This is a genomic window from Brevundimonas sp. GW821-FHT02A10, from assembly GCF_059422025.1.
This window is the reverse complement of record NZ_JBWKWC010000002.1, coordinates 19111-44719: the sequence shown is the minus strand read 5'-3', so window position 1 is coordinate 44719 and position 25609 is coordinate 19111. Positions and strand designations below refer to the sequence as shown.

At 67.2% G+C, this 25609-nt stretch carries 25 protein-coding genes; 11 read left to right on the top strand and 14 right to left on the bottom strand.

Annotated features, from left to right (window positions below):
• The first annotated feature begins 200 nt into the window (after positions 1-200).
• Positions 201-680, top strand: coding sequence for an RNA polymerase sigma factor (locus tag AC07U0_RS06565; RefSeq protein ID WP_494719236.1), 480 nt, complete (start codon positions 201-203; stop codon positions 678-680).
• On the top strand, positions 677-1402 hold the full coding sequence (locus tag AC07U0_RS06560; protein WP_494719235.1) for an anti-sigma factor family protein: 726 nt from the start codon (positions 677-679) through the stop codon (positions 1400-1402). Before AC07U0_RS06565 ends, AC07U0_RS06560 begins: the two co-directional genes overlap by 4 nt.
• A 9-nt stretch (positions 1403-1411) precedes the next feature.
• Here the strand turns inward: AC07U0_RS06560 and AC07U0_RS06555 are convergent, their stop codons facing one another.
• From AC07U0_RS06555 to AC07U0_RS06530, 6 genes are all read right to left on the bottom strand, one after another.
• A complete protein-coding gene (locus tag AC07U0_RS06555; RefSeq protein ID WP_494719234.1) occupies positions 1412-2104 on the bottom strand; it encodes an alpha/beta fold hydrolase in 693 nt (230 codons plus the stop codon).
• 58 nt (positions 2105-2162) lie between these two features.
• Positions 2163-4469, bottom strand: coding sequence for an arylsulfatase (locus AC07U0_RS06550; protein WP_494719233.1), 2307 nt, complete (start codon positions 4467-4469; stop codon positions 2163-2165).
• 124 nt (positions 4470-4593) lie between these two features.
• On the bottom strand, positions 4594-5697 hold the full coding sequence (locus AC07U0_RS06545) for a M48 family metallopeptidase (protein ID WP_494719232.1): 1104 nt from the start codon (positions 5695-5697) through the stop codon (positions 4594-4596).
• A gap of 4 nt (positions 5698-5701) precedes the next feature.
• The gene (locus AC07U0_RS06540; protein ID WP_494719231.1) at positions 5702-6886 is read right to left on the bottom strand and encodes a YjgN family protein; all 1185 of its coding nucleotides are present in this window, start codon (positions 6884-6886) and stop codon (positions 5702-5704) included.
• Between the two features lie 107 nt (positions 6887-6993).
• Positions 6994-7278, bottom strand: a complete 285-nt coding sequence (locus AC07U0_RS06535; RefSeq protein ID WP_494719230.1) for a hypothetical protein — start codon at positions 7276-7278, stop codon at positions 6994-6996.
• Between the two features lie 62 nt (positions 7279-7340).
• Positions 7341-8978 carry a long-chain-fatty-acid--CoA ligase gene (locus AC07U0_RS06530; protein ID WP_494719229.1) on the bottom strand — a complete coding sequence of 546 codons (1638 nt, stop codon included), beginning with the start codon at positions 8976-8978 and terminating at the stop codon, positions 7341-7343.
• 166 nt (positions 8979-9144) lie between these two features.
• Between AC07U0_RS06530 and AC07U0_RS06525 the strand changes: the two genes are divergently transcribed.
• Genes AC07U0_RS06525 through AC07U0_RS06515 form a run of 3 tightly spaced genes read left to right on the top strand, consistent with a single transcriptional unit; the run spans position 9145 to position 10911 of the window.
• A complete protein-coding gene (locus tag AC07U0_RS06525) occupies positions 9145-9525 on the top strand; it encodes a hypothetical protein (RefSeq protein ID WP_494719228.1) in 381 nt (126 codons plus the stop codon).
• A gap of 33 nt (positions 9526-9558) precedes the next feature.
• Entirely contained in the window at positions 9559-10221 is a 663-nt protein-coding gene (gene udk / locus AC07U0_RS06520) for a uridine kinase (RefSeq protein ID WP_494719227.1), read from the top strand.
• A 57-nt stretch (positions 10222-10278) separates the two neighbouring features.
• On the top strand, positions 10279-10911 hold the full coding sequence (locus AC07U0_RS06515) for a TetR/AcrR family transcriptional regulator C-terminal domain-containing protein (protein ID WP_494719226.1): 633 nt from the start codon (positions 10279-10281) through the stop codon (positions 10909-10911).
• Between the two features lie 9 nt (positions 10912-10920).
• Here AC07U0_RS06515 and pdxH read toward each other — a convergent pair whose 3' ends face one another.
• Positions 10921-11595, bottom strand: a complete 675-nt coding sequence (pdxH, locus tag AC07U0_RS06510; RefSeq protein ID WP_494719225.1) for a pyridoxamine 5'-phosphate oxidase — start codon at positions 11593-11595, stop codon at positions 10921-10923.
• A 107-nt stretch (positions 11596-11702) separates the two neighbouring features.
• Between pdxH and AC07U0_RS06505 the strand changes: the two genes are divergently transcribed.
• From AC07U0_RS06505 to AC07U0_RS06495, 3 genes are all read left to right on the top strand, one after another.
• Positions 11703-12422 carry a DnaJ C-terminal domain-containing protein gene (locus AC07U0_RS06505; RefSeq protein ID WP_494719224.1) on the top strand — a complete coding sequence of 240 codons (720 nt, stop codon included), beginning with the start codon at positions 11703-11705 and terminating at the stop codon, positions 12420-12422.
• Positions 12423-12431: 9 nt separating this feature from the next.
• Positions 12432-13520 carry a chorismate synthase gene (gene aroC, locus AC07U0_RS06500; protein WP_494719223.1) on the top strand — a complete coding sequence of 363 codons (1089 nt, stop codon included), beginning with the start codon at positions 12432-12434 and terminating at the stop codon, positions 13518-13520.
• A gap of 63 nt (positions 13521-13583) precedes the next feature.
• Positions 13584-14297, top strand: a complete 714-nt coding sequence (locus AC07U0_RS06495) for a hypothetical protein (protein ID WP_494719222.1) — start codon at positions 13584-13586, stop codon at positions 14295-14297.
• Here the strand turns inward: AC07U0_RS06495 and AC07U0_RS06490 are convergent.
• Both AC07U0_RS06490 and AC07U0_RS06485 read right to left on the bottom strand, forming a co-directional pair.
• Positions 14294-15199 (bottom strand): MBL fold metallo-hydrolase, encoded by a 906-nt coding sequence (locus AC07U0_RS06490; protein WP_494719221.1) that lies wholly within the window; start codon positions 15197-15199, stop codon positions 14294-14296. The two genes, AC07U0_RS06495 and AC07U0_RS06490, sit on opposite strands and share 4 nt — an antisense overlap.
• A 72-nt stretch (positions 15200-15271) precedes the next feature.
• Complete coding sequence (locus AC07U0_RS06485) at positions 15272-16222, bottom strand: hypothetical protein (protein ID WP_494719220.1); 951 nt, start codon at positions 16220-16222, stop codon at positions 15272-15274.
• Positions 16223-16383: 161 nt separating this feature from the next.
• Between AC07U0_RS06485 and AC07U0_RS06480 the strand changes: the two genes are divergently transcribed.
• Complete coding sequence (locus tag AC07U0_RS06480) at positions 16384-16530, top strand: hypothetical protein (protein ID WP_494719219.1); 147 nt, start codon at positions 16384-16386, stop codon at positions 16528-16530.
• A 9-nt stretch (positions 16531-16539) separates the two neighbouring features.
• Here the strand turns inward: AC07U0_RS06480 and AC07U0_RS06475 are convergent, their stop codons facing one another.
• Positions 16540-16944 carry a protein tyrosine phosphatase family protein gene (locus AC07U0_RS06475; RefSeq protein WP_494719218.1) on the bottom strand — a complete coding sequence of 135 codons (405 nt, stop codon included), beginning with the start codon at positions 16942-16944 and terminating at the stop codon, positions 16540-16542.
• Positions 16945-16953: 9 nt separating this feature from the next.
• Positions 16954-17505, bottom strand: coding sequence for a hypothetical protein (locus AC07U0_RS06470; RefSeq protein ID WP_494719217.1), 552 nt, complete (start codon positions 17503-17505; stop codon positions 16954-16956).
• Positions 17506-17789: 284 nt separating this feature from the next.
• Here AC07U0_RS06470 and AC07U0_RS06465 point away from each other — a divergent pair, with 284 nt between their 5' ends.
• Both AC07U0_RS06465 and AC07U0_RS06460 read left to right on the top strand, forming a co-directional pair.
• Positions 17790-20624, top strand: coding sequence for a TonB-dependent receptor plug domain-containing protein (locus tag AC07U0_RS06465; protein ID WP_494719216.1), 2835 nt, complete (start codon positions 17790-17792; stop codon positions 20622-20624).
• Between the two features lie 153 nt (positions 20625-20777).
• Positions 20778-21359, top strand: a complete 582-nt coding sequence (locus AC07U0_RS06460) for a hypothetical protein (protein WP_494719215.1) — start codon at positions 20778-20780, stop codon at positions 21357-21359.
• 107 nt (positions 21360-21466) lie between these two features.
• Here AC07U0_RS06460 and AC07U0_RS06455 read toward each other — a convergent pair whose 3' ends face one another.
• The 3 genes from AC07U0_RS06455 to AC07U0_RS06445 all read right to left on the bottom strand — a co-directional run bounded on the left by AC07U0_RS06455 (position 21467) and on the right by AC07U0_RS06445 (position 25608).
• Entirely contained in the window at positions 21467-21721 is a 255-nt protein-coding gene (locus AC07U0_RS06455) for a DUF6289 family protein (RefSeq protein WP_494719214.1), read from the bottom strand.
• Positions 21722-21847: 126 nt separating this feature from the next.
• Complete coding sequence (metH, locus tag AC07U0_RS06450) at positions 21848-24514, bottom strand: methionine synthase (RefSeq protein ID WP_494719213.1); 2667 nt, start codon at positions 24512-24514, stop codon at positions 21848-21850.
• A complete protein-coding gene (locus AC07U0_RS06445) occupies positions 24514-25608 on the bottom strand; it encodes a homocysteine S-methyltransferase family protein (protein ID WP_494719212.1) in 1095 nt (364 codons plus the stop codon). The genes metH and AC07U0_RS06445 overlap by 1 nt, the downstream gene beginning before the upstream one ends.
• Position 25609 lies beyond the last annotated feature (1 nt).

Genomic DNA, 25609 nt, shown 5'->3' with positions numbered 1-25609 from the left:
CCACAGCGAAGGTCGCAAGCAGAATCGTCAGGGTTTTCAGCGTGCGGGAAATGGTCGTGGCTCCGTGCCCGATGAGTGAAAGCCATTGGCGCGGCGGCGGCAATGACGGAATAAGCGTCTCGCGGGATGAAACGCCGGAGCCCGGTCGTTTCATCCCACATGACCGAGGAACGCCTTTGGACGCCTTTCAGACCGGGCTCGTGGAGCTTTTGCCGCGACTGCGACGCTTCGCGCGCGCCCTCGTGGGCTCGGACGCCGACGCCCAGGACCTGGTGCAGGAGACGATCGAGCGGGCGCTGTCGAAGCGATCCGGCTTTCGCGAAGGCACGCGGCTGGACAGCTGGACCTTCACGATCATGAGACGGATTTTCATCGATCAGGGCCGCTCCCGCACCCGATGGGGCAAGGTGGTCTCGCCCGAGGACGACTTCACCGCGACCGTGCCCGACACGGCCATGGCCGGGGAGGGGCTGAAGCTCGACGCCCTCGCGGCGCGGGGAGCCATCCTGGACCTGCCCGAGGACCAGAGGCTGGCGGTGGCTCTGGTGCTCATCGACGGGCTTTCCTATGCCGAGGCCGCGAAGGTGCTGGACGTGCCCGAGGGCACATTGACCAGCCGTCTGGTGCGCGGCCGCCAGAGCCTGATCCAGACTCTGACCGAACAGGGAGTGAGCGCATGACCACATTCGACGACGAGACCTTGATGCGCCGCGCCGACGGCGAGCTGTCGCCCGAACGGGCCGCCGAGGTCGATGCGGCGGCGGTGGGCGATCCGGTGCTGGCTGCGCGGCTGGCGGCGTTCCAGACGGACCGGACGGCGGCGCGCGAGGCCTTTCCGATCACGCCCGATCCGCGTGACGCCGACCTGATGCGGCTGATCGCGGGTGGGTCGAAAGCGACCGCGGCGCCCGGCTGGGTCGAGCGGTTGAAGGCGGCTTTCGCGCCTCGGTCAGCCCCGATCTGGGGCGGGCTGGCGACAGCCTGTTTCGTCGGGGGAGTGGCGATCGGCTGGCTGGGGATGAGGCCGACGCCCCAAGGCTTCGCGGTCCAGCCGGGCGGAGTGATCGCCGACGCCGGTCTGGTCCGGGTGCTGGACCAGAGGCTGGCGACGGATGGCGCGGACGGCGAGGGCCGGGCCATCGGCCTGACCTTCCGCGATGCAGAAGGTCGCTGGTGCCGCACCTTCCAGGCCGGAGAGGCCGGCGTCGCGGGTCTGGCCTGCCGCCGCGACGGCCATTGGGCGGTGCAGGCCTTGGCGCCGTTCGAGGCGGCCTCGACCGAGGTGCGTATGGCGTCGTCGGACACCCCCGCCGTGGTCCTCGCCGCCGTCGACGCGACCCTGGCCGGGGAGACGGTCGCGGGCGAGGACGAGGCGAAGGCGCGGGCGGCGGGCTGGAAGTAGTTCGGCTGGCTAGCCCGCCACCCACTCCAGCAGCGCCGCATTGACTGCCGCGGGCTGTTCCAGCGACGAGGCGTGGCCGCAGTTCGGGACCACCACCAGTTTTGCGCCCGGGATCTCGGCGGCCATCTCCTGCGACCGGTCGGGCGGGGTCAGGGCGTCGCGGTCGCCGACGAGGACCAGCGTCGGGACGGCGATGGCCGACAGGTAGGGGCGGCTGTCGATGCGGTTGATGATGGCCGTCTGCTGCCGTTTGAAGGCCTCGGGCCCGACGGCGAGACCCATGCGGACCTGGGTCTCGATCAGGGTCTGGTCGTCTCGGTGGTCGGGATGCAGAAGGTTGGGCGCGATCTGGCGGATGACGCCCTCCAGATAGCCGTCGTCGGAGCGCTGGATCAGGCCGCGCCGGACCGCCGACTGCTCCTTTGTGTCCGGACGGGCGGCGGTGTCCATCAGGGCGAGCTTCAGGACCCGCTGCGGCGCCTGTCTCATGATCTCCAGCGCCAGATAGCCGCCCATCGACAGACCGCCGAGCGCGAACCGTGGCGGGGCGTCGCGCAGGATGCCGGCGGCGATGGCGGCCATGCTGTCGCCCTCGGTCGAGGTCGCCACCGTCACCGGCCCCACCGGCCACAGGGCCGGGATCTGGGGGCCGAACAGTTCAGCCGTGCAGGCGAGGCCGGGGATCAGGAGGGTCGGGGTCATGCCGGCAGCCTAAACCGCCCGATGTGACAGGGTCTATCTCCCGGTCAGGCCCAACCGATCAGGCCCCCGGTTTGATCTCCACCGTCACCTTGTCGATCTTGCCGGTGAATTTGAACGGCAGTTGGTAGGTCCAGTCGACGGGGGAGCCGCTGTCGAGGCCGATGTCGAGGCCTTCGAAGATGGCGAACTGGATCGGCACCGAATGTTCGATGCGGCCGCCCGCGACCTTCTTCCCGCCGGCCCTGAGGGTGATCTCGGCGCCCTTGCCCATGCCGCCGCCGTCGTATTTGAAGTCGACCTCGATCGTGGTCTTGCCAGCCGGAAGGGCGTCCTCGCCGGTGAAGGTAGGGCGTTTGAAGCTCAGGAAATTGTAAACGAAAACCGGTTTGCCGTCGCGCAGATAGAGGCCATAGCCGCCCTCGGACCCGCCCTGGGTGATGATCATGCCGTTGGTCTTGTCGTCGGGTAGATCGACCTGGGCGGTGATGGTCCAGGACTTGTTGAGCATCGGCAGGCAGGCCGCGCCGGGAAGCGCCGTCATGCCCTCGTAATAGTCGACCTTGGTGCGGTGTCCCGCCGGGGTGGGCCGGCCCATGGCCTCGCCGTTCATGCGGACCGTGCCGCGCCAGTCGATCGGCAGGACACTGTATTTCGAAGCCTCGGCCCACCACAGATCCTGAAGTTCGCGCAGCTTTTCGGGATTGGCCATGGCGAGGTCCTTCGCCTGGGAGAAGTCGTCGTCGATTTTGTAGAGCTCCCAGACGGCGTGGTCGGGGTTCCAGTTCTCGTCCCGGTTCGCGTCCCAGGGCACGAAGGACGGAGCCGAGGCCATCCAGCCGTCGTGATAGAGGCCGCGGTTGCAGGCCAGTTCGAAATACTGGGTCCGGCGTTTGCCGGGAGCCCTGGCGTCATTGAGGGTGAAGGCGAAGCTGATGCCTTCGACCGGCTTCTGCGGCACGCCGTTCAGCTCGCGTGGCTCGGTGACGCCTGCCCATTCGTAGAGCGTGGGCACGATGTCGATCACATGCAGGAACTGGTCGCGCAGCCCGCCCTTGTCCTTCACCCCGTCCGGCCAGCTGATGATCAGCGGATTGCGGGTGCCGCCGAAATGGCTGGCCACCTGTTTGGTCCATTGGAACGGGGTGTTCATTGCGTGGGCCCAGGACGAGGGGAAGTGGTTGAAGTGTTTGGGTCCGCCCAGTTCGTCGATGGCCTTCAGATTGTCCTGCCAGGTCTCGGGGAAGCCGTTGAAGAACAGGTTCTCGTTCAGCGAACCCTCGAGCCCGCCCTCGGCCGAGGAGCCGTTGTCGCCGGCGATGTAGAGGATGATGGTGTTGTCGGCGTCGGGCAGTTCCTTCACCGCGTCGATGACCCGCCCCATGGCCGCGTCGACCTGGGCGCCGTAGCCCGCGAAACATTCCATCATCCGGGCATAGAGCCGCTTCTGGTCAGGCTCCAGGCCTTCCCAGGCGGGCAGGCCTTTCGAGCGCTCGGTCAGCTGGGTGTCCTTCGGCACGACGCCCAGCGCCTTCTGCCGTTCCAGGGTCTTTTCGCGATAGGCGTCCCAGCCGTCGTCGAACTGGCCCTTGAACTGGTCGATCCAGTCTTTCGGCGCCTGGTGCGGGGCGTGGGTGGCGCCGGGGGCGACATAGAGGAAGAAGGGCTTGTCTGGTGCGATGCTCTTGGCGCGGCGCACCCATTCGACGGCCTTGTCGGCCAGGTCCTCGGTCAGGTGGTAGTCAGGATCGTCTGAGGCCGGAACGAGGTTGTGGTTCTCGTAGAGCACCGGGTGCCAATGGCTCATGTCGCCCGCATTGAAGCCGTAGAAATAGTCGAAGCCCAGGCCGTTGGCCCAGCGGTCGAACGGGCCGATCGGGCTGGTCTCCCAGGTGGGGGTGTTGTGGTTCTTGCCGATCCAGGCGGTCATATAGCCGTTCTGGCGCAGCACCTCGGCGACCGTCCCGCAGTTCTTCGGCAGGATGCAGCAATAGCCGTCATAGCCCGTGGCCAGTTCGGTGATGCCCGCGAAGCTGGTCGAATGGTGATTGCGGCCGGTGATCAGGGCCGCCCGCGTCGGGCTGCACAGGGCGGTGGTATGGAAATGGTTGTAGCGCACCCCCTCCTTCGCCAGCCGGTCCATGGTGGGCGAGGGGACGCCGCCGCCGAAGGTCGAGAACTGGCCGAAGCCGACGTCGTCCAGCAGGATCAGCACGATATTGGGCGCCCCCTTGGGCGCCTCGGTCGGCTGGGGAAACACGGCCGGATCGGAATCCTTGTAGGTGCGTCCCACCTGGCCGGTGAAATGGAAGTCCGGACGCGGCAGATGATCCGGCGTGCCGGCGGCGGCTTCGGGCGACCTGGTCATGGCGAGGGCTCCAGAGCCCCGACGGCTTCGGGGCGGTCCCGCAAGTCTGGTCTCCCCCGCCTGAGCCGCCCATCGGGGGGAATCCCGAGACGGGCTTCGGGACGACCTGAGTCGCGTCGGGAGCCTAGCGACCGAGGCGGAACTTCCGGCGGATGACCGGGATCAGCCTGTCCTCGTCCGCGCCGCAGGTCGCCTTGACCGCGGTCCATTCGGCGGGGGTCAGGGCGACGGCGCCGGGACGTTCGGCGGCGCGTGCGGCCCTGGCGCGGCGGGCGGCGTTGGGGTGGGTGGCCGCGAACTCCGACACGGTGGCCAGCTCGCCTTCCCCGTCGCCCTTGCCGAGGCGGGCGAAGAAGCTGGCCATGCCCTTGGACGACAGCCCCTGCTTCTGGAGCAACTGCTGCCCCCGCGCATCGGCCTCGCTCTCGGCCTCGCGGCCATAGCGCAGGTCGGTGGCCTGACCGGCGAGCAGGACCGCCTGCTGACCCGCACCCGAGCCGCCGCCCACTACGGCGTCGAGCAACAGACCGATGCCGAGGCTGCGCCACACGGCCTGCATGACGTGGCGCTTCTCGACGTGGGAGACCTCGTGGGCGATGACGGCAGACAGTTCATCGGGATTTTTGGCGTCGCGGATCAGGTCGTCTGTGACCAGGATCGGCCCGCCGGGCAGGGCGAAGGCGTTCAGCATCGGGGCGTGGACGGCGCGCACCCGGATGTCGAACGGGGTGTCGGCCCCGGCGGCGATCCTCTGGCCCAGGTCATGAAGCGCCTGCTGGCCCTCGCGGCCGTCGCAGCGTTTGAAGGCGGTCCCGAGCTGGGCGTCGAAATTGCGACCCATGCCGATCTCGAACGACGGCGGTGTGGCCCGGGCCAGAGGTCCCGACAGGGCCGGCACGCCGAAGAAGACGAAGCCGACCGTCGCCGCCGCGAAGACTGTGAGGCCGACCACCAGACCGGTCTCGACCCTGCGCCGCTGCCGGGCGATGGCCTCGATATGGTCGCCCCCGATCCGGACCCATTCGGCCTCGGGCAGGATCAGGCGGGCGTCGCGGTTCGACTTGTGCGACAGCCGCGCCTCGTCGCCCTCGATGACGAGCTCCAGCCCCTTGACCGGCCAGGCGTAGGTCCGGCCGTCGGTGGCGGTGATGCGGACGGTCGACCCGTCAACCTCGACCTCCGCCGACAGCGGTCGGGCGCTCTTTCCATCCAGAAACCGGGTCTGCATCGGGTCAGATCAGCGAGAAGCCGAAGGCGTCCGCCAGACCTTCGCCCGAGCCGGGGCCGCGGCCGGTCTGCAACGCCTCGTCGACCCGCGCCTCGCCCGTCGAGGTCAGCCGCTCGACGAGGAACCGGGCGGTGCGCGCCTGGACCCAGGGCATCAGGAAGCCGAGCGAGACCAGCAGGCAGAATAGGTTGCTGACAATCAGCCACCACAGGGCGATGGCCTTGACGTTCAGCTTGAAGCTGGCGCCGTCGACGCCGACGCCGGCGGTGATCGAGCGCAGGATGGCGGCCTGGTACGGCGCCCAGATCAGCAGGATCAGCGGCGCCAGGCACAGCATCACAAGATAGATGATGCCCATCATGGCCATCTGCGACGGGGCATGGGCGCCCAAGGCCGAGGGGGCGGGGGGCAGTGAAGCGCTCGGGCCTGTCGCCACGGCGATCGCAAAGGCGATGAAGAGGAAGAGCACATAGGGGATAAAGGTCAGGAACCACCCTAGGGCGAAGGCGCCGTAGACACCCTCACGTTCCGACTTGGCGGCGTAGAAGCGGAAGCGGCGGTTGCCGAAGCTCAGCTCGCTCCACAGGGCCTCGGCCAGCTGGCGCTCCCCGGCGGGCGCGTACCAGCCCAGGGTGATGCCGTTCAGGAACATAATCCCGAGGTATTTGAAGCCGAAGCCGGTCGCCGAGCCGCCGAGCTGGAACCGGATGCCGCGCCAGGTCGTGCGGCTGGCCATGTAGCGATAGGCGGTGAAGACGCCGAAGCCCGAGAGCCAGAAAATGAACAGATAGAGCGGCAGGATGATCAGGGCCGAGTACATCGGACCCGCGAACTGGACGGCGAAGATGAACAGCAGGAAGGGAAGACCCAGCACGAGCAGGGCCAGCAGGAAGCCGATGAACAGCTCCACGCCTCTGCCGGTGTATTCGAAGGCGTCGCCGTTCAGACGGATTCCCTGCCAGACGCGGCGCCGCACCTCCGTCTTGCCCCAGAAACGCCAGAGGGTGAGGGTGATCAGATTGAGCAGGCCGTTCTTCAGGCTGAGCCCGAAGAAGGATGAGGGACGCAGCGTCGTGCCAAACGTCAGGGGCTGACCCTCCGACGGCGGGCTCCCGATCGTGTCCTCGGTCCTGATCGGCGGCAGGCCAGCGGAATCGTCGGGCGAGAGCCCGGGCGGCGTATCGGTCATTTTATAGTTCCCCCTCGTTGGCCGAACGCTAGACCATCGCGGGCAGCAGGCGCAACCGCAGGTCCGTTCACCCGTTCGGGGAAAGATGTTCGCTCAGGCGGGCTTCCCTAGCAGCGCTTGCCCCGGGCCTGACGCTGTTCGCATCGGCGTTGCTCGCGTTCATAGTCGCGCTGTTCGCGTTCACGGCGGGCGCGGGTTTCCTCGTCGGAGGTGGTGACGGCGTCGAAGCCGGCGCCCACGGCGGAACCCGCGATCTTGGCCGTCCCGCCGACGACGGCGACGCCCGCCCCCGCGACCGCGCCGACCAGGCAGCCCTGAAGCAGGGCGGCGGTCCCCAGAACCACAGCAAGGCTCAGGGCGAGTTTGGGCGCGCGCGTGGAGGCGATGATCATGATGGAGTCTCCCGAAGCCCCGACGTTAACCCTGAAAGGGTGAACGGAAGCTGAGCGAGATCCTAGGCCGGCTCGGTCGCCGTGGGCAGACGGTAGTCCTTCATGCGTTCGCGGATCAGCTTCTTGTCGACCTTGCCGGTGGCGCCCAGCGGGATGTCGTCGACGAAGACGACGTCGTCGGGCATCCACCATTTGGCGATCTTGCCGACCAGGAAGTCGAGGTGCTCCTGCTTGTCCTGGGTTTGGCCGGGCTTGAGCTTGACGAGCAGTACGGGGCGTTCGTCCCACTTCGGGTGGGCCGCGCCGATGACGGCGGCCAGTTCGACCTTGGGGTGGCCGACGGCGATGTTCTCGATGTCGATCGAGGAGATCCACTCACCCCCCGACTTGATCACGTCCTTGGCGCGGTCGGTGATCTGCATGAAGCCCATCTCGTCGATGGTCGAGACGTCGCCGGTGTCGAAGAAGCCCTCGGCGTCGAGGATGCTTTCATCCGAGCGGAAATAGCCGCCGGCGATGGTCGGGCCCTTGATCATCAGGCGGCCGTAGGTGTGGCCGTCGTGGGGCATGTCCTGACCGGCGTAGTTCTTGAGCTTGAGCTCGACGCCCAGCGGCGGGGTGCCTTGTTTGACCCGGTACTTCATCTGCTCGTCATAGGGCAGGGCCAGGGTCTCGGGCGTCATGTTGGACAGGGTGCCGATGGGCGAGGTCTCGGTCATGCCCCAGCCCTGCAGCACCTCGATACCGAACTCGTCGTGGAAGGCGCGGATCAGGCTTTCGGGCACGGCCGAGCCGCCGATCAGGACGCGTTTGACGGTCGGGATCTGCAGCTTGTTCTCGCGCAGGTGAGCCAGCAGACCCTGCCAGACAGTGGGAACGGCGGCCGAGAAGGTCACGCCTTCCGACACGATCAGCTCATAGATGGAGGCGCCGTCCATCTTGGCGCCCGGCATGACCAGCTTGGAGCCCGCGGCCGGACCGGCGAAGGCGATGCCCCAGGCGTTGGCGTGGAACATCGGCACGACCGGCAGGATGACCTCCGCGGGCGTCGCGCCCAGCACCGAGGTCTGCAGGCCCAGCAGCGTATGGATGAAGTTCGACCGGTGCGAATAAAGGACGCCCTTGGGGTTTCCGGTCGTGCCCGAGGTGTAGCAGAGGCCGCAGGCGGTCTGTTCCGGGAAGTCGCCCCAGGTCACCTCTTCCGAGGCCTCGGACAGGATGGCCTCATAGCATTCGGCGCGCGGCAGTTGGGTCGCCGGCATGGTCCATTCGTCGGTCATGACGATGACCCGCTCGACCTTCGGGCAATGCGGGAGGATGGCCTCGAGCAGGGGCACGAAGGTCAGGTCGACGAAGATCATCCGGTCTTCGGCGTGGTTAATGATGTAGATCAGCTGTTCCGGGAACAGGCGCGGGTTCAGGGTGTGGCAGACCGCGCCGATGCCCATGATGCCGTACCAGGCCTCGATGTGCTTGCCGGTGTTCCAGGCCAGGGTGGCGATGCGGTCGCCGGGCTTGACGCCCCAGCCGAGCAGGGCGTTCGAGACCCGCTTCGCCCGGGCGTGGATCTCGGCATAGCTGGTGCGGACGATAGGGCCCTCGACCGACCGGGTGACCACCTCGCGATGGCCATGCCAGTTCTTCGCATGGTCCAGAATCTTGTCGACCGTCAGGGGCCAGTCCTGCATCAAACCCAGCATCGCACTTCCTCGAATTGCACCGGCTGATCGCGGCGCTTGCGGGCAAGCTACTCAGGTGAACGCTGATAAGCAAACGTGACGCAAGGTCACGTTCACCCTGAAAGCGAACCGTTTTGCAATCGCTTGCGCGCAGGTTGAGCGGATGACCGGTCCCGTTGATCCGAGAATGCTGACGGGGCTGTGGTGGCGGATATTGAGCTGGATTCCCGTACCGGCTTTGCTGCTGGTTGGCGCCGGCATCTACTGGGTGGGCGTGCAGCCGCAGGGCATGGCTCAGGTGGCCATCGTTTTCATGATTTCGATCGTGGCGGCGCCTTTCATGATGCTCGGGTCAGCGATTGGCGGGCCGATCGGCGGCTACGTCTGTTTCGGGCTGTTCGCCGTCTTGTTTGCCTTCGTCCCGCTGATCACAACGGTCGCAGCCGGCGTCCGGACGCGCGATCGCCTCTCGCGCTGGCTGACACTGAACCTCGGCGTAGGTTGGTTGATCGTCCCCGGCGGGCTTCTCGCCACCTTCATCGGGTTCTCGAACGCCTGGCCGTACTAGCGGTTGTCGGCGCAGGGCCCTAGAAGGCCGCCCATGACCATTCTCATCGCGATCACCGGCGGCTCGGGCTCGGGCAAGAGCACGCTTGCGGAGACCATCGTTTCGTCCCTGCCGGCGGGCGCGGCGGCCCTGGTGCGCGAGGACTCCTACTATCGCGACGCGGCCAGCCTGCCGGACTTCGACGCCGCGACCTTCGACTTCGACGATGTGGCGGCGCGCGATCATGAGCTGATGGCCGAGGACCTGACGCGGCTGAAGGCAGGCAAGCCGATCACCGCGCCGGTCTATTCTTTCATCCACCACGGGCGCGAGCCGGACGGGGAGCCGATCCCTGCTGCCGAGGTGATCGTGGTCGAGGGCACCCATGTGCTCTGCACCCCCGAGATGACGGCGCTGTTCGACATCCGTGTCTTCGTCGACACCCCGTCCGACATCCGCTTCATCCGCCGCTTGCTGCGCGACCAGGCCGAGCGCGGACGCACCGCGGAGTCGGTCATCCACCAGTATCTGCTGACCGTCCGGCCGGGTCACGAACGGCTGACCGAGCCGTCGAAAACCCATGCCGACTTCATTGTCGCCGACGCCACAGCGGCGGTCCGGCTGGAGGACGCGCAGGCCGTGGTGCGGCTGGCCGCCCCGGTTCTGGCCCACCCGCTTCTGGCTCCGCTGGTCGAAAGGGCTGAACGCGCTCGTTAAATTTGCTTGCGAGCGTAGCGGTTTCGCGACAGGCTGGGGATAACAGCAGTTGGTCAGATGCCCCCGGAAAGCCCAACGACACCGCCCGCCTCTCCTGAAGACCCCCGTAAGGCGGCCATTCTGCGCAGCGCGCGCAAGCCGTTCATGAGCGCCGGATACGCCGCAACCCGGGTCGAGCCGATCGCACGCGAGGCCGGGGTCTCCACCGCGACCCTCTATGCCTACTTCCCCTCCAAGGAGGACCTGTTCGCGGCGGTGATCGTGGACGCCGCCGACGATTTCGAGCGGCAGATGTCCAGGGTCGGCTCCATCGGCGGCCCGGCCCGTGAGAGGCTGACCGGCTTCATGCTGGCCTACGCCGGCTTCATGGGTGACCCCTTCGTGCGCTCGGTGTTCCGGCTGGTCATGGCCGAGCGGCCGCGCTTCCGCGATACCGCCATGAAATTCTTCGATCGCGGCCGCAGCGACTTCGGCCGCCCCCTCATGACGGCCCTGATGGAGCTGAGGGCCTCGGGCGAACTGGTCATCGACAAGCCCTCCTGGGCCGCAGGCCAGCTGATGGGGATGATCGAACACCCCATCTTCTTCATGCCCCTGGTCACCGGCGACGAGGTCCAGGCCGTGCGCTCGGTTGACCAGATTGTCTTGGACGCGGTGGAGACCTTCCTGGCGCGGTACGGGGCGAAGTAGGGCCGGCCCCTAAGGATACAGCCGCTCGCGCCGCCACGCCTCGTCCACCCGGTCGAACCTCAAGCGGTCGTGCAGCCTGAACGGCCGGTCGCGCCAGAACTCGACGGCCTCGGGGATGATGCGCCAGCCGGTCCAGCGCGCGGGGCGAGGCACGTCCTGACCGTCGAAACGTTCGGTCTCGCGGGCGACGGCGGCTTCGAGGGTTTCGCGGTCCGCGAGAGGCCGCGACTGGTCCGAGGCCCAGGCGCCGATGCGGCTCTCACGGGCGCGGGTGGCGAAATAGGCGTCGGCGTCCTCGATGGTCACCGGCTCGACCCGGCCGCGTACCCGGACCTGACGGCGCAGGGACTTCCAGTGGAACAGCAGGGCCGCGACGGGGCGGGCGGCCAGCTCCACGCCCTTGTCGCTCTCGGCGTTGGAGAAGAAGGTGAAGCCCCGGTCGTCGATGTCCTTGAGCAGGACCATACGGCTGTCCGGCGCGCCCGAGGCGTCGACCGTCGACAGGGCCATGGCGTTGGGGTCGTTGGGCTCGGTCGCCTTCGCATCCGCCAGCCATTCCAGGAACAGGCCGATGGGCTCGGTCCGGTCGAAGATCGTCTCGTCCCCGTTGGCTGCGAGGGCGGCGGCATAGTCCCGCGCATAGGTCTCGCGGTCGGGGCTGGCGGGGATGGCGCTGTTGGTCATGGGCGGGGATATAGCGGCTCGCGCGGGAAAGCGCATTGCTCTGGATCAAGGTCGGACCACGAACGCGGTTAACCCGCTCTTGACCATGTTGGCGACAAGGCTTGCGGATGCGCGCGCCCAGCCAGACCCTGACCCAGGCCTATGCCATTCTCGGCCTGCACGGCCCGACCGACGGAGACGCCGTGACGCGGGCGTTCCGCACGGCGGTCAAGGCGGCGCGGCCCGACCTGCCCGGCGGTGACGACGACCGCTTCCGCCGTGTGATCGCCGCCTGGCGGCTGATCCAGGAGGAGGGCGGCGCCCTGACGCCGTTGGAACCCCCGAAAGCCTCGCCCGAGGCTCTGCCGGTGGTGGGGATCACAGCGCTGCAAGCCATTCAGGGCGGCGTGACCCGGGTCCGGCTGCACGGCAAATCGCTGAAGATCACGGTCGCGCCCGGGATGCGGACCGGCGATCATCTCAGGCTGCGCGGTGCGGCGGCGGACGGGGGCCACCTCTATCTGCCGATCCTGATCCGTTCGGCCGACGGGCTGACGGTGCTGGGCGATGACGTCCACATGAGCTGGCCGGTGGCGCCGCGTCTGATCGAGGACGGCGGCCGGGTTGAGATCGACACCTGGGCCGGCCTGCGCGGCGCTTGGGTCACGCCGGGGCTGACGGTCCCGGTGCGTATCCGGCTGCGCGAGATGGGCCTGCCGGCGCGCGGAAGCCGGCCGGCGGGGCATCTGTTCGTGACCCTGACCCCCTCCGAGGACGCCCCCTCGGCCGCAGAACATCTGCTGGCCCGGTTCACGCGGGTCTGGACGCCGGAGCGTCTGGCGGCTTAAGCGGGGGCCATGTCCCACAACACCTTCGGCCATCTGTTTCGCGTGACGACCTGGGGCGAGAGCCACGGGCCGGCGATCGGCTGCGTGGTGGACGGCTGTCCGCCCCTGATCGCCCTGACCGAGGCGGACCTGCAGCCCTGGCTGGACCTGCGAAAGCCCGGCGGCAGCCGCTTCGTGACCCAGAGGAACGAGAGCGACACCGCGCGCATCCTCTCGGGCGTGTTCGACGACGGTGACGGGCCGGTCACGACGGGTACGCCGATCGCCATCGAGATCCAGAACGAGGACCAACGGTCCAAGGACTATGGTGAGATCGCCCGCGCCTATCGCCCCGGCCATGCCGATGTCACCTATCAGGCCAAATACGGGGTGCGCGACTATCGCGGCGGAGGCCGGTCCTCGGCGCGCGAGACCGCCAGCCGGGTTGCGGCGGGCGCCGTGGCGCGAAAGGTTCTGGGCGGGGGGATCAGGATCCGCGCCGGCGTGGTCCAGCTGGGGCCGCATCGCATCGCTGACGCAGCCGTCGATTTCGACGCCGTCTATCAGAACCCCCTGTTCGCGGCCTCGGCGGCCGTCGTGCCCGAGTGGGAGGCCTATCTGGACGGGGTCCGCAAGGCCGGGTCCTCGATCGGCGCCGTGGTCGCTCTGGAGGTCACGGGCGTGCCCGCCGGCTGGGGCGCGCCGCTCTACGCCAAGCTGGACGCCGAACTGGCGGCGGCCATGATGTCGATCAATGCGGTCAAGGGCGTCGAGATCGGCGCGGGCTTCGGCGCCGCCGAACTGACCGGCGAGGCCAATGCGGATGAGATGCGGATGGGCGAGGGCGGCGAACCCGTCTTCCTGTCCAACCATGCGGGCGGGATCCTGGGCGGCATCTCCACCGGCCAGCCCCTGACGCTGAAGGTGGCGTTCAAGCCGACGTCGTCGATCCTGACCCTGCGCCAGACCGTCAACCGCGACGGGGCCGAGGTCGATCTCAGGACCAAGGGCCGTCACGACCCCTGCGTCGCCCTGCGCGGCGTGCCGGTGGTCGAGGCCATGGCCGCCTGCGTCCTGGCCGACGCCATGCTCAGGCACCGGGCCCAGACCGGTCGGTGACGGCCACTCAACCCCGACGGGTCAGGGGTGGCCGGAATGGCCTGCCTTGGCTAGGCTGACCCCATGACCGCTTCGCCCCAGCATGATCGTCGCGACCGCATGTTCCGCCGGGCCCGGCTTGGCGTCCTGATCGCGGCCCTGGCCCCGGCGACCGCCTTCGCGGCCCTGCTGGGCTACAAGTTCAATGTCTGGTCGGTGGATTTCGGCCTCGATGTCCTGACACTCAGGGTCGTGCCCGTGCTGGCGGTGATCGGGGTGTTCGGCGCGATTTATGCGGCGACGGCGGCCCTGGCGGAGCGGCGCTACGCCGGGACGCTCGGGGCGGCGGCGGTCGTCCTCTCCGCCCTGACGATCGGCGCCTTCGGCTGGCACTACGCCCTGGTCCGCGACGCCCGGGGCGGGGGCGACGTTTCGACGAACGCCGCCGATTCTCCCTACTATCCCGCAAAGACCATCGCCGAGCGGACTGAAGGACGCGCTTCGCCGGTTGCGGCCCAGGTCGGCGAGGGGGGCTGCGAGATCCGCGCCCTGCCGACCCAGGTGGCGCCGGGGGTGGTGGCCTATGCGCTGGACAAGGCGGGCTTCGACGTCCCGAGCGCGGGCGTCGGCGGCGCCTCGGGCCGCCTCTATTCCTTCTGGTACACGCGCACCTATGACGCCGTGGTGCGCGTGCGGCCGGGTCGGACTGATGTGCGTGTCACGGCCAGGGACTTCCGACACGATCGCGGCGAGGCCTGCCGTCTGGCCAAACGCATCCTCGCCGGAATGCAGGCCTAGGCCTCCAGGCTCCAGATCGCCGCCAGACCGGGCCCAGGCTCGGCCGAAGCTCGGCCCTCGCGCACCAGCTTTGTCAGATGGGCCAGGACGGACAGGCTGGCCGCGGGCCAAAGCCGTTTGTCGACGGCCGCATAGAGGATCGGGATCATGTCGGCGATCGTCCGGTCCCCGGCGGCCAGACGCGCCAGCACCTGGTCCTCACGCGCCTGGCGGTGGGCGCGATAGGCGATCAGGAAGGGGCCCGGATCCGTGATCGGCGCGCCGTGGGTGGGCCAAAGAGTGGTGAAGTCGCGAGCGATGACGGCGTCGAGGCTGGCCATATAGTCGGCCATGTCTCCGTCAGGCGGGGCGACGACGGTGGTCGACCAGCCCATGACATGGTCGCCACTGAACAGGGCATTCTCCTCCCTCAGCACGAAGGCCATGTGGTTTGAGGCATGACCCGGCGTGGCCATGGCCTCGATGGTCCAGCCGTCGCCCCGGATCACCTCGCCGCCGGTCAGGATATCATCGGGCGCGAAGTCGTCATCCTCGTCCTCCTCCAGCGGGGCGGAGGCGTGGATCGTATGGGTCGGCGGGCGGGCGGCCAGGATCACGGCGCCGGTTGCCTCGGCGAAGGGGCGGGCCAGAGGGGAATGGTCGCGGTGGGTGTGGGTCACCAGAACATGGCTGACGCGCCGACCCTCGACGGCAGCCAGCAAGGCCTTGAGATGGGACTCGTCGGGGGGGCCGGGATCGATCACCGCGATCTCTGCCCCGGGCTCCCGGCGGCCGACGATGTAGGTCCCGGTGCCGGTGAAGGTGAACGGGCCGGGGTTGTCGGCGATAACCCTCTGTATCAGCGGCGAGACCTGATCACGCCGGCCACAGGCGACATCGATTTCACGAACGAAGGGAATCATCGGGCGATCTTCCGTCAGCGCGGGGTTCGGCGGCTGATTACGCCGGAACGGGCCTCTCCGCCGCGTGGAAAATCAGTGGGCGGCGCCCAGATGGAGTGCCTCGTCGGCGAACCGCGCCACCTTGATAACCGACCCGGCCTTGGGGTGGATGCTGTCCATATAGTCTTCGGGGGTCCAGCGCGGATCCCGGCTGAGATCGTGGAAGACGACGTTCGGAGCCGCCAGCAAGGCCAGCCGTTCGCGATAGGCGTTCAGCTTCGCCGGATCGCTCAGCATGACCTTGTTCGGATAGAGGATGACATCGATCCGGCGGCCGTAGCGGGCGGTGAAGTCCCGCCACTGCGCCAGCACCGGGCCTTCCTCGCCGAAGCGCGGGTCGTCGCTGGGCGGCTGGAAGAGCTTTTTTGCAGCCAGATAGGCCACGGCCGAGAGCGGGTGGTGGCGCGGGTGGGTCAGGTCGCTCTTCCAGACCGAGCCGGACTGGACGTCGGCGTAGTTGACGATGAAGACCAGCCTGTCGGCGGATGCGACGACCTCAGGGTTGGCGTTCAGATAGGCGACCTCGTTGGCCACGCTCCAGCTGCCCGCGCCGATCGGCCAGACGGTGACGCCGGAAAGAGCCTCAAGGCTGGGGCCGAGCCGCTGGCTCTGGCGATAGGCGGAGGTTCCATAGACCAGGCTGTCGCCGATCAGGACGACGTCCGTCGCCGGGGTCGGCGCGAACCGGGCCGCCACCCCCATATGGTGCTCGTTGAATACCCAGTCCCGGCCGAGCAAGCGGCCTGACGTATTGGCAGTCGGGATATAGCCGGTGACCGGATTGGCGTCATAGGTCGCGAAGTCGACGGCGCCGACGGCACGGGCTCCGATCTCCGCCGCTGCCAGGCCTCCCACAAGGAGCCCGCCCGCGATCGCGGTGCTGACCAACAGCTTTCGACGACGCCAGGTCTCGACAAAGCGCCCCCATGGCCTGACGGGCCCCTTGTCGCGGCCAGCCCCGCCGTCCGTCTTCAAATCGCTCATGTGACGCCGTTCCCCCAGGAAGGCTTTCAGGTCGCACAGGAGGCGCGAACCAGCAATCCAAACCTGCGGACTACGCCCGGGTTTCGACCGCCGGAGACCCGTGCCGGGACTGGCCCGGCCCTTGCCTTAACAAGAGGTAAATCCCCTCCCGGAGCGCCGTCGTGGCCAAGACCATAGCCCTTAATGTCTCAAATCGGCTCCAGCCCATCGCGGCCGCCATTCTGTGTCTCATGGCGGCGCAACTGATCACGGCCTCCTGCACGCCGGAACCGGCGCCCTATGCCGCGCGGGCCAGCCTCACCCGCTGATCTTCTAGCTCACAGAGGCAGGCCGCCGAGCGAATAGCCGGCGCCGGCCGCGGCGGTCAGAATCTCGTCGCGCGACAAGGCGCCCGAGCGGCTTGAGGCCAGGGCCCAGGCGGCGGCGGACCGCATGCCCGACTTGCAGAACAGCAACACCGGCGCGCCGTCCGCGAGGGCCGCTTGGACCGCGGCGACGACGGTGGCGTCGGGCAGGCCGCGTGCGGGGGCATGGATATAGTCCAGACCGGCGGCGCGGGCCGCCGCCTCGATTTCGATCGAGGCGGGCTGGCCCGGCTCTTCATCGTCGGGGCGGTTGTTGATGACGCGGCGCACGCCCTGCGACGCCGCTCCGGCCAGGTCGTCCGGCTGGATCTGTCCCGAGACCAGAACGCCGGGAACCAGTTGGCGAAAAGCCGTCATATCCTGCTCCTATTGTCGGCGAACGCGCACGGCCTGGCCGCGGCCGACGGTCAGCAGATAGCTGCCGAGGGCGGCGCGACGCACCCGAACCGCCTGTCCGGCTTCGTTGCGGAAGGTGACCCGATCGGTGTCGATCTGGCGCCAGGTGCTGCCGTCAGAGAGTACAAATACCCATTTCCCCTCTCCGCCCTGGGCTGCGCGGGTCAAAGTTGTCTCGACTGATTCGACGCGTTCGGGGGGCGCTGCGGCGTCGAGCGATGCGCTGTTGGGCGTTTCGAGCCCGAACTGCTGGCGACGGGCGGCGCTGACCTGGGCGCGATCCACGATCACGACCTCGCCCTGTTGGTGTGCGGCATCCAGGGCTCCGGCGGCGGCGTCATAGCAGGCCAGGCGGGCTTCGGGCGCGGTTACAGACCGACAGGCGACCAGCCGGGACAGGGCTTCGGGACGCTCGGCGGGCACGGCCTGTTGCGCGGACGCTACTCCGGCAAGTGCGGTGACCCATGTAACACCAAAGAAGAGAGTGGGCAGGGTGCGGCGGGATCGCGGGCGCAAACGCATGGTATAGATGACCGGTTCCGATTGGATTCAGGAAATTTTTCGTCTCTGGCGAGCTTAGCCCGGACGTCCGCCGGGTCATAGTCGCCTCGATACGGAACGTGTCTCGAATACGACAGTCCCGGGGCGAGTTTGTTACGGGTGTGTAATTGCTGTGGCGCAACACGGAACAAGGCGCCTAACCTTTGGCAGCGATCCGGAAATCCGGTCCGGGATCAGCGAAAACCAAAACAGAGGTCGGGCCCAGCTTTCTGGAAGGAGCGGGGCCACATTCAGGAGAACGATCCTTGAGAACCCAACAAACGCGTCAACGCCTTCTGGCGACGACCATCATCACCGGTGCGGCCCTTATGGCCCTCGCCGCTCCGGCCTTCGCGCAGACTGCGCCGGACGCGAACCAGGTCGAGGATATCGTCGTCACCGGCTCGCGCATCGTTCGTAAGGACTATGTGGCCAACAGCCCGATCGCCACTGTTTCGACCGAGCAGATCGAAGCGCGCGGCGACGTCAACGTCGAACAGATCCTCAACCAGCTCCCGCAGGTGGTTCCGGGCTTCTCGGCCAACTCGAACAACCCCGCCAACGGTTCGGCCACGGTCGACCTGCGCGGCATTGGCCCGAGCCGCACGCTCGTGCTGGTCAACGGCCACCGTTTCGTGCCGTTCGACTCCAGCAACGCCGTCGACCTGAACGCCATTCCGGCGGCCCTGATCGAGCGCGTTGAAGTGGTGACCGGCGGCGCCTCGGCGACCTACGGTTCGGACGCCCTGGCCGGCGTCGTCAACTTCATCTTCAAGCAAAACTTCGAAGGCATCGCCTTCAACACCCAGTACGGCATCTCGGGCTACGGCGACGGCGAACAGTTCAACGCCTCGCTGCTGATGGGCGCCAACATCCAGGACGGCCGCGGTAACGTGACCGGCTTCGTGGGCTATTCGGACCGCGACGGCTTCTTCCCGAACGAAGATCGTTCGTGGGCCCTGGTCAGCAACGCCGGCGGTTCCGGCACCGGCGTCTACGGCGGTCTGAACAACATCGCCCTGAACCCCTACACGGCTGCCGGCTGCCCCACGGCCTCGCCCTGCCGTCGTTCGTTCCGCACGCCCGGCGTTCCCGGCGTGTTCAACAACGACTTCAGCCTGTCGGCCGCCAGCGACCGCTACAACTTCTCGCCGGTCAACCTGCTGCAGTCGCCGTCGGAGCGCTTCAACACCGCGGTGCTGGCGCACTACGACATCACGGACAAGATCGAGATCTTCGCTGAAGTCTACGGCAGCGATGTCCGTAACAACATCCAGCTGGCCCCGACCCCGGCGACCAGCATCTCGATCCCGTACGGCAACTATTTCGTGCAAAACAGCCCGGCGCTGCTGGCCTATGCCAACACCCGTGCGAACCCGACCGCTCCGCTGAACTTCGACCGTCGTATGGCTGAAGTCGGCGCCCGGATCGAAAGCCACGACTCGGACGTCTATCAGGTCAACGGCGGCCTCCGCTTCGACCTGGGCGGCGACTGGAAGGCTGAACTGTTCGGCAGCTTCGGCCGCACCGAACTGCGCACCTCGATCAAGAACGATGTGTCGCGTTCGCGCGTCGCTGCGGCCATCGCCGCCGGCGGCACCGCCACCGCCTGCTCGGCCGCTTCGCTGGCCATCTTCCCGAGCTGCGTGCCGCTGAACATGTTCGGCGCCAACACCATCACCCCGGCGGCGGCGAACTTCATCCGCCTGAACTTCACGGACCAAAGCGTCTTTGAACGTCAGGACGTGCAGTTCAACGTCACGGGTACGGCTCTGGAACTCCCGGCCGGTCCGCTGGGCGTGGCCTTCGGTCTGGAATACCGCGAAGACTCGCTGAACTCCCTGCCGGACTCCTCCAAGATCACGGGCGACATCTACGGCTTCAACGCGGCGCAACCCGTCTCCGGCAGCTCTTCCTCCAAGGAAATCTACGCCGAAGCCGCCGTGCCGCTGGTCCGCGACGTGCCGTTCGCCAAGTCTCTGGACCTGGAACTGGGCGTGCGGATGTCGGACTACGACACCGTCGGTCAACTGTGGGCCTACAAGGCCGGCGGTTCCTGGGAGCCCGTTGACAGCCTGCGCTTCCGCGCTCTGTACCAACGCGCTGTCCGCGCCCCGAACGTCTTCGAACTGTTCCAGGCCGGCGACCAGGGCTTCCCCGCGGTTCTCGACCCCTGCACCACCGTCAACCCGGGCACGGGCGCGGCTCGCACCCTGTCGACCGCCGTTCGCGCCTTCTGTGCGGCCCAACTCGGTGTCGATCCGGTCACGGCCGGCTTCGTCGCCCAGAACACGCAGACGGAATCCTTCTTCTACGGTAACCCCGATCTGCAGGAAGAAGAGTCCGACACGATCACCGTGGGCGCCGTCTGGTCGCCGACGTTCGTTCCGGGCCTGACCCTGACGCTCGACTACTACGACATCTCGATCGACGGCTATGTCGGCACGATCAAGGGTGGCGTCTCGGGCATCGTCAATGACTGCTTCGCCTCGCTGGACCTGTCGTCGGCGGCCTGTAACAGCTCGGTTGGTCCGCTGATCTTCCGCGATGCGGCCGGCAACCTGAAGGCGCGCGCGCCTCTGGGCAACGTCTCGCAGCTGGAAACCAAGGGCATCGACTTCGCCGGCCGCTACGGCTGGAACGTGCCGTGGGCCGGCGGCGTGTGGGGCGACAAGCTCGACCTGTCGTTCAGCCTGAACTACCTGAAGAGCTACGAGCTCGACGGTATCGAGTACAAGGGCACCGCGGGCGCCTACAACATCTCGGCCTCGCTGCCGGAGTTCAAGGCCAACATCTCGCTGGGCTACGACATCGGTCCGGTGCGCTTCGCCTACTCGGGCACGTACATCGACGCCATGGACAACCAGGGCAACATCCCTGACTTCGCGGACGGCGGTTACACCGGCACCGACGCCTACTTCTATCACGACATCAGCGCGACCTATTCCGCGACTGACAACATCGAACTGTTCGCTGGCATTCGTAACCTGACGGACAAGGATCCGCCGGTGTTCGACAACGCCAACGACGGCAACACCGACCCCAACACCTTCGATGTGGTCGGTCGTTACTTCTTCGCCGGCGCCCGTCTGAAGTACTAAAGACAGGCTGGATTACAGATGGAGGCGGCGGGCTCAGGCCCGCCGCCTTTTTCTTTGCCTCGGAAAAACCATTGGGCCCCGCCAAGCGTTACGGTGTGCCTTTTCGGAAAGCCCGAACCACAGGCGCCGTATTTCAACGATTCCGGATTCTTCATGCTGAGCCTCATCGCTGCCGCCCTGCTGTTCCAGACGACGGCCTCCCCGATCCCGCAGGCCAATGTCCAGGACGGGCCCATCGCCACAGCCGCGGACGCCGCCGTTGTCGAGACTCCGGCTCAGGTGCGGATGCGTGAGGCCCTGGCCTATTCCAACCCGATGCCGCGCGGCGCGCCGGATCAGGACTATCCGCTGGTCGCCTGGTGCGACGCTCTGGTCAGTGGCCATGTGAAGCTGGGCGAGACCCTGACCGACCGGAACCCGGAAGATCTGGAGATCATCCGCCTGGGCAAGCTCGAGGCTTCGGACTTCCGCGGCGCCCTGGCCGCCGCCCGCTCGCGCCAGTCGGCCGCGACCCGCGCCGCCGCAGACACCGCCGCCGCCGAGGCCACCGGCCGCTGGGCCGCCGTTCTGGCCCAGCCCGACGAGGCCGCCCGCAGCCAGGCTTTCGGCCTCTTCTTCGGCCTGCCCGGCCGCTGCGAGCATGCCGCCCGCCGCATCCGCGAGAACATCACCACGCCTCCGGCGACGCTGGAGGAGGTCGGGCTGAAGAGCGAAGGCGTAGAGCAGGCGCAGTAGAGGCTCGACGATATTTCGTCCGCTAAACGCAAAACGGGGACGACCTCGATGAGATCGTCCCCGGTCGTGCTCACGGTTTGACGAGCACTAATTCAGGCAGGCCGTCTTCAGGGGTAAGGCGGCGTCGGCGCACCGGGCGTGGCGCATGGCTCGGCGCCCAGCTCAATGTAGAACTGGGTCGGATACCCCCAACCCCGAATCTGGTTCTGGCAGGTGTTGATCGAATAACCCACCTGCACAGTGTAGGTGGCGTCGGAATAGTACTCGCGCTCGACCATGTGAGTGGCCGCGTTGGCCGGCGCGCTTGCGAATGCCGATAGCGCGGCGATCGCAAGGACCGCCAGCTTTGCCGCTTTGATCATGAAGCCCTCCAAGCACCATCGTTGATGCAACTTGAGGCTAGATTCAGGCCTAGACTGCCGCAACTCCTAATTGCTTCAGGGGCTCCCGAAAGGCACGGCAAGGCTTGTCGAAGATGACTTGTCCGACTACGCGGCCGCCCCTCTGGCCACCTGGCCGGGCTCGTAGTTGAGGATCGGAGCCAGCCAGCGTTCGGCGGTTTCGACGTCCCAGCCCTTGCGGCGGGCGTAGTCCTCGATCTGGTCGAGGTCGATCTTGCCGACGCCGAAATAGTGGCTGCCGGGATGGCCGAAATAGAGGCCCGAGACCGAGGCCGGGGGCGTCATGGCGAAACTCTCGGTCAGGGCCATGCCAGCGTTGTCGCCGGCGTTCAGCAGGCGAAACAGGGTGGCCTTTTCAGTGTGGTCAGGCTGGGCCGGATAGCCGGGGGCCGGGCGGATGCCCTGATATTTCTCCTCGATCAGCTCCTCGACAGAGGTCGCCTCGTCGGCCGCATAGCCCCAGAGCTGCGTCCGCACCTCCTTGTGCAGCCGCTCGGCGAAGGCTTCGGCCAGGCGGTCGGCGAGGGCGGCGGCCATGATCGAGGAATAGTCGTCGCCGGCGTCCTTGAACTTCTTCGCGATTTCCAGCTCGCCATGGCCGGCGGTGACGGCGAAGGCGCCGATATAGTCCTCCCCCTCGTCCGCGACGAAGTCCGACAGGGCCAGGTTCGGCTTGCCGTTCGACTTCTTGATCTGCTGGCGCAGGGTATGGAAGCGGGCGATTTCCTCCGAGCGGCTCTCGTCGGCGAAGACGGCGACGTCATCGCCGACAGCGCGGGCCGGCCAGAAGCCGACGACGCCCCTGGCGGTGAACCACTTCTCGTCGACGATCTTCTTCAGCATGACCTGGGCGTCGGCGAACAGGTCCTTGGCCGCCTGACCGACGACCTCGTCCTCAAGGATCAGCGGATAGCGGCCGATCAGTTCCCAGCTGGCGAAGAAGGGGGTCCAGTCGATGTGGTCGGCGAGATCCTGCAGGTCCCAGCTGTCGAAGGCGCGCACGCCGATGAAGGACGGCTTGCCGGGCATGCGATTGGTCGGGTCCGGGACGAAGCGGTTCTCGCGGGCCTGAACCAGCGAAGCCCGCGCCTTGACCTCCTGGCCCCGGGCGTACTGTTCGCGGATGCGGACGTATTCGTCGCGAGTGATGGCCTCGTTCTTTGCGCGCTCGGTCTTGGACAGCAGGCCCGAGACCACGCCCACGGCGCGCGAGGCGTCGATGACATAGGTCGTCGAGCCGCGATGATAGCCGGGCTCGATCTTGACCGCCGTATGGGTGCGGCTGGTGGTGGCGCCGCCGATCAGCAGAGGGATGTCGAAGCCGCGCCGCTCCATCTCGCGCGCCACGAAGACCATTTCGTCAAGCGACGGGGTGATGAGGCCCGACAGGCCGACGATGTCGACGTTGTGCTCTTTCGCGGCGTCGAGGATGCGGTCGGCCGGAACCATGACGCCCAGGTCGATGACCTCGTAGTTGTTGCACTGGAGGACGACGCCGACGATGTTCTTGCCGATGTCGTGGACGTCGCCCTTGACGGTGGCCATCAGGATGCGGCCCGCCTGTTCGCGCGGCTTGCCGGCCTTTTCGGCCTCCATGAAGGGTTCGAGCCAGGCGACGGCCTGTTTCATCACCCGGGCGGACTTCACCACCTGCGGCAGGAACATCTTGCCCGAACCGAACAGGTCGCCGACCACGTTCATCCCGTCCATCAACGGACCTTCGATGACGTGCAGCGGACGTTCGACCGACAAGCGCGCCTCTTCTGTGTCGGCGTCGATGAACTCGGTGATGCCGTTGACCAGGGCGTGCTCGATGCGCTTGCCGACGGGGGCGTTGCGCCACTCCAGATTGACGACCCTGGGCGCCGACTTGTCGCCCTTGAAGCCCGGAGCGATGTCGACCAGCCGTTCGGTGTTGGAGACGTTGGTTCGCTGGGGCCGGTTCAGGATCACATCCTCGACCGCCTCGCGCAGGACGGGGTCGATGTCGGAATAGACCGGCAGGTCGCCGGCGTTGACGATGCCCATGTCCATGCCGGCGGCGATGGCGTGGTACAGGAAGACCGAGTGGATCGCCCGGCGCACCGGCTCATTGCCGCGGAAGCTGAACGAGACGTTCGACACCCCGCCCGAGACGCGGGCGTAGGGCAGGGTGTCCTTGATGACCTTGGTCGCCTCGATGAAGTCGACGGCGTAGTTGTCGTGCTCCTCGATCCCCGTCGCCACGGCGAAGATATTGGGGTCGAAGATGATGTCCTCGGGCGGGAAGCCGACCTCGTCCACCAGGATGCGATAGGCGCGGGTGCAGATCTCGATCTTGCGCGCGGCAGTGTCCGCCTGGCCAACCTCGTCGAAGGCCATCACCACGACAGCGGCGCCGTACCGCAGGCAGGCGATCGCCTGTTCGCGGAACTTGTCCTCGCCCTCTTTCATGGAGATGGAGTTGACGATGGGCTTGCCCTGGACGCACTTCAGCCCGGCCTCGATCACCTCCCATTTGGAGGAGTCGATCATCACCGGCACGCGGGCGATGTCCGGCTCGGCCGCGATCAGGTTGAGGAAGGTGATCATCGCCTGCTTCGAGTCGAGCAGGCCCTCGTCCATGTTGATGTCGATGACGGCGGCGCCGGCTTCGACCTGCTGGCGTGCGACGGCGAGGGCGGCGGTGTAGTCGCCCTCGATGATCAGCTTCTTGAACTTGGCCGATCCGGTGACGTTCGTACGTTCACCGATGTTGAGATAGACGGGGCGCATCAGCCTTGCATTTCAAAAGGTTCGAGGCCGGACAGTCGCATGGCGACCGGGCGTTCGGGAATGGGGCGTGGCGGCAGTTTCGAGACGCCCTCGGCGACGTGGGCGATGTGGTCTGGCGTCGTGCCGCAACAGCCGCCGACGATGTTGACGAGACCGGCCTCGGCCCATTCCTCGATAAAGTGGGCGGTCTGGTGCGGCTCCTCGTCGTACTGGCCCATGGCGTTGGGCAGGCCGGCGTTGGGGTAGGCGGCGACCAGGGTGTCGGCGACGCGGCTCAGTTCGGCGATGAACGGGCGCATCAGGTCGGCGCCCAGGGCGCAGTTGAAGCCGATGGCGAAGGGCTTGGCGTGACGCACGGAGTTCCAGAAAGCCTCGGCCGTCTGGCCCGACAGGGTGCGGCCCGAGCGGTCGGTGATGGTGCCCGAAATCCAGATCGGCAGGGCGTCCATGCCCTCGTCTTCCAGGTCCTTGATGGCCTTGATCGCGGCCTTGCAGTTCAACGTGTCGGTGATGGTCTCGATCAGATAGAGGTCGACGCCGCCCTCGTTCAGCGCCTTTACCTGATGGCGATAGGCGTCATAGACCTGGTCGAAGGTGACCAGACGCGCGCCGGGGTCGTTCACGTCCGACGACATCGACAGCATCTTGTTCAGCGGGCCGATGGAGCCGGCGGCGAAGCGCGGCTTGTGCGGCTCCTTCTCGGTCCAGCGGTCGGCGGCGGCGCGGGCCAGTTTGGCGCCTTCCAGATTGATGTCCCAGACCGCCTGTTCGTCCAGCTTGTAGTCGTCCTGGGCGATGACGGTGCCGGAGAAGGTGTTGGTCTCGGAGATGTCGGCGCCGGCGCCGAAATACTGGTCGTGCAGGTCACTGATGACGTCCGGGCGAGTGATGCACAGGATGTCGTTGTTGCCCTTCATCTGCTCCTTCTCGTCATAGCCGTTGGCCGTGACAAAGCGATCGCCGCGGAAGTCGTGCTCTTCCAGGCCGCGGCGCTGGATCATCACGCCCCAGGAGCCGTCGAGCACCAGAATGCGTTCCTTCGCCGCCTTGTGCAGGGCGGCGATGCGTTCGGCGCGGGAAAGGGGAGAGGTCATC

What these genes read in the sequence shown, in the direction of transcription:
- AC07U0_RS06545 (WP_494719232.1), bottom strand. Translation starts at nt 5,697, where the DNA reads ATGCAGACCCGGTTTCTGGATGGAAAGAGCGCCCGACCGCTGTCGGCG.
- aroC (WP_494719223.1), top strand. Translation starts at nt 12,432, where the DNA reads ATGTCCCACAACACCTTCGGCCATCTGTTTCGCGTGACGACCTGGGGC.
- udk (WP_494719227.1), top strand. Translation starts at nt 9,559, where the DNA reads ATGACCATTCTCATCGCGATCACCGGCGGCTCGGGCTCGGGCAAGAGC.
- AC07U0_RS06470 (WP_494719217.1), bottom strand. Translation starts at nt 17,505, where the DNA reads ATGCGTTTGCGCCCGCGATCCCGCCGCACCCTGCCCACTCTCTTCTTT.
- AC07U0_RS06540 (WP_494719231.1), bottom strand. Translation starts at nt 6,886, where the DNA reads ATGACCGATACGCCGCCCGGGCTCTCGCCCGACGATTCCGCTGGCCTG.
- AC07U0_RS06475 (WP_494719218.1), bottom strand. Translation starts at nt 16,944, where the DNA reads ATGACGGCTTTTCGCCAACTGGTTCCCGGCGTTCTGGTCTCGGGACAG.
- AC07U0_RS06445 (WP_494719212.1), bottom strand. Translation starts at nt 25,608, where the DNA reads ATGACCTCTCCCCTTTCCCGCGCCGAACGCATCGCCGCCCTGCACAAG.
- AC07U0_RS06550 (WP_494719233.1), bottom strand. Translation starts at nt 4,469, where the DNA reads ATGACCAGGTCGCCCGAAGCCGCCGCCGGCACGCCGGATCATCTGCCG.
- metH (WP_494719213.1), bottom strand. Translation starts at nt 24,514, where the DNA reads ATGCGCCCCGTCTATCTCAACATCGGTGAACGTACGAACGTCACCGGA.
- AC07U0_RS06485 (WP_494719220.1), bottom strand. Translation starts at nt 16,222, where the DNA reads ATGAGCGATTTGAAGACGGACGGCGGGGCTGGCCGCGACAAGGGGCCC.
- AC07U0_RS06490 (WP_494719221.1), bottom strand. Translation starts at nt 15,199, where the DNA reads ATGATTCCCTTCGTTCGTGAAATCGATGTCGCCTGTGGCCGGCGTGAT.
- AC07U0_RS06560 (WP_494719235.1), top strand. Translation starts at nt 677, where the DNA reads ATGACCACATTCGACGACGAGACCTTGATGCGCCGCGCCGACGGCGAG.
- AC07U0_RS06515 (WP_494719226.1), top strand. Translation starts at nt 10,279, where the DNA reads ATGCCCCCGGAAAGCCCAACGACACCGCCCGCCTCTCCTGAAGACCCC.
- AC07U0_RS06535 (WP_494719230.1), bottom strand. Translation starts at nt 7,278, where the DNA reads ATGATCATCGCCTCCACGCGCGCGCCCAAACTCGCCCTGAGCCTTGCT.
- AC07U0_RS06460 (WP_494719215.1), top strand. Translation starts at nt 20,778, where the DNA reads ATGCTGAGCCTCATCGCTGCCGCCCTGCTGTTCCAGACGACGGCCTCC.
- AC07U0_RS06555 (WP_494719234.1), bottom strand. Translation starts at nt 2,104, where the DNA reads ATGACCCCGACCCTCCTGATCCCCGGCCTCGCCTGCACGGCTGAACTG.
- AC07U0_RS06530 (WP_494719229.1), bottom strand. Translation starts at nt 8,978, where the DNA reads ATGCTGGGTTTGATGCAGGACTGGCCCCTGACGGTCGACAAGATTCTG.
- AC07U0_RS06505 (WP_494719224.1), top strand. Translation starts at nt 11,703, where the DNA reads ATGCGCGCGCCCAGCCAGACCCTGACCCAGGCCTATGCCATTCTCGGC.
- AC07U0_RS06455 (WP_494719214.1), bottom strand. Translation starts at nt 21,721, where the DNA reads ATGATCAAAGCGGCAAAGCTGGCGGTCCTTGCGATCGCCGCGCTATCG.
- pdxH (WP_494719225.1), bottom strand. Translation starts at nt 11,595, where the DNA reads ATGACCAACAGCGCCATCCCCGCCAGCCCCGACCGCGAGACCTATGCG.
- AC07U0_RS06525 (WP_494719228.1), top strand. Translation starts at nt 9,145, where the DNA reads ATGCTGACGGGGCTGTGGTGGCGGATATTGAGCTGGATTCCCGTACCG.
- AC07U0_RS06495 (WP_494719222.1), top strand. Translation starts at nt 13,584, where the DNA reads ATGACCGCTTCGCCCCAGCATGATCGTCGCGACCGCATGTTCCGCCGG.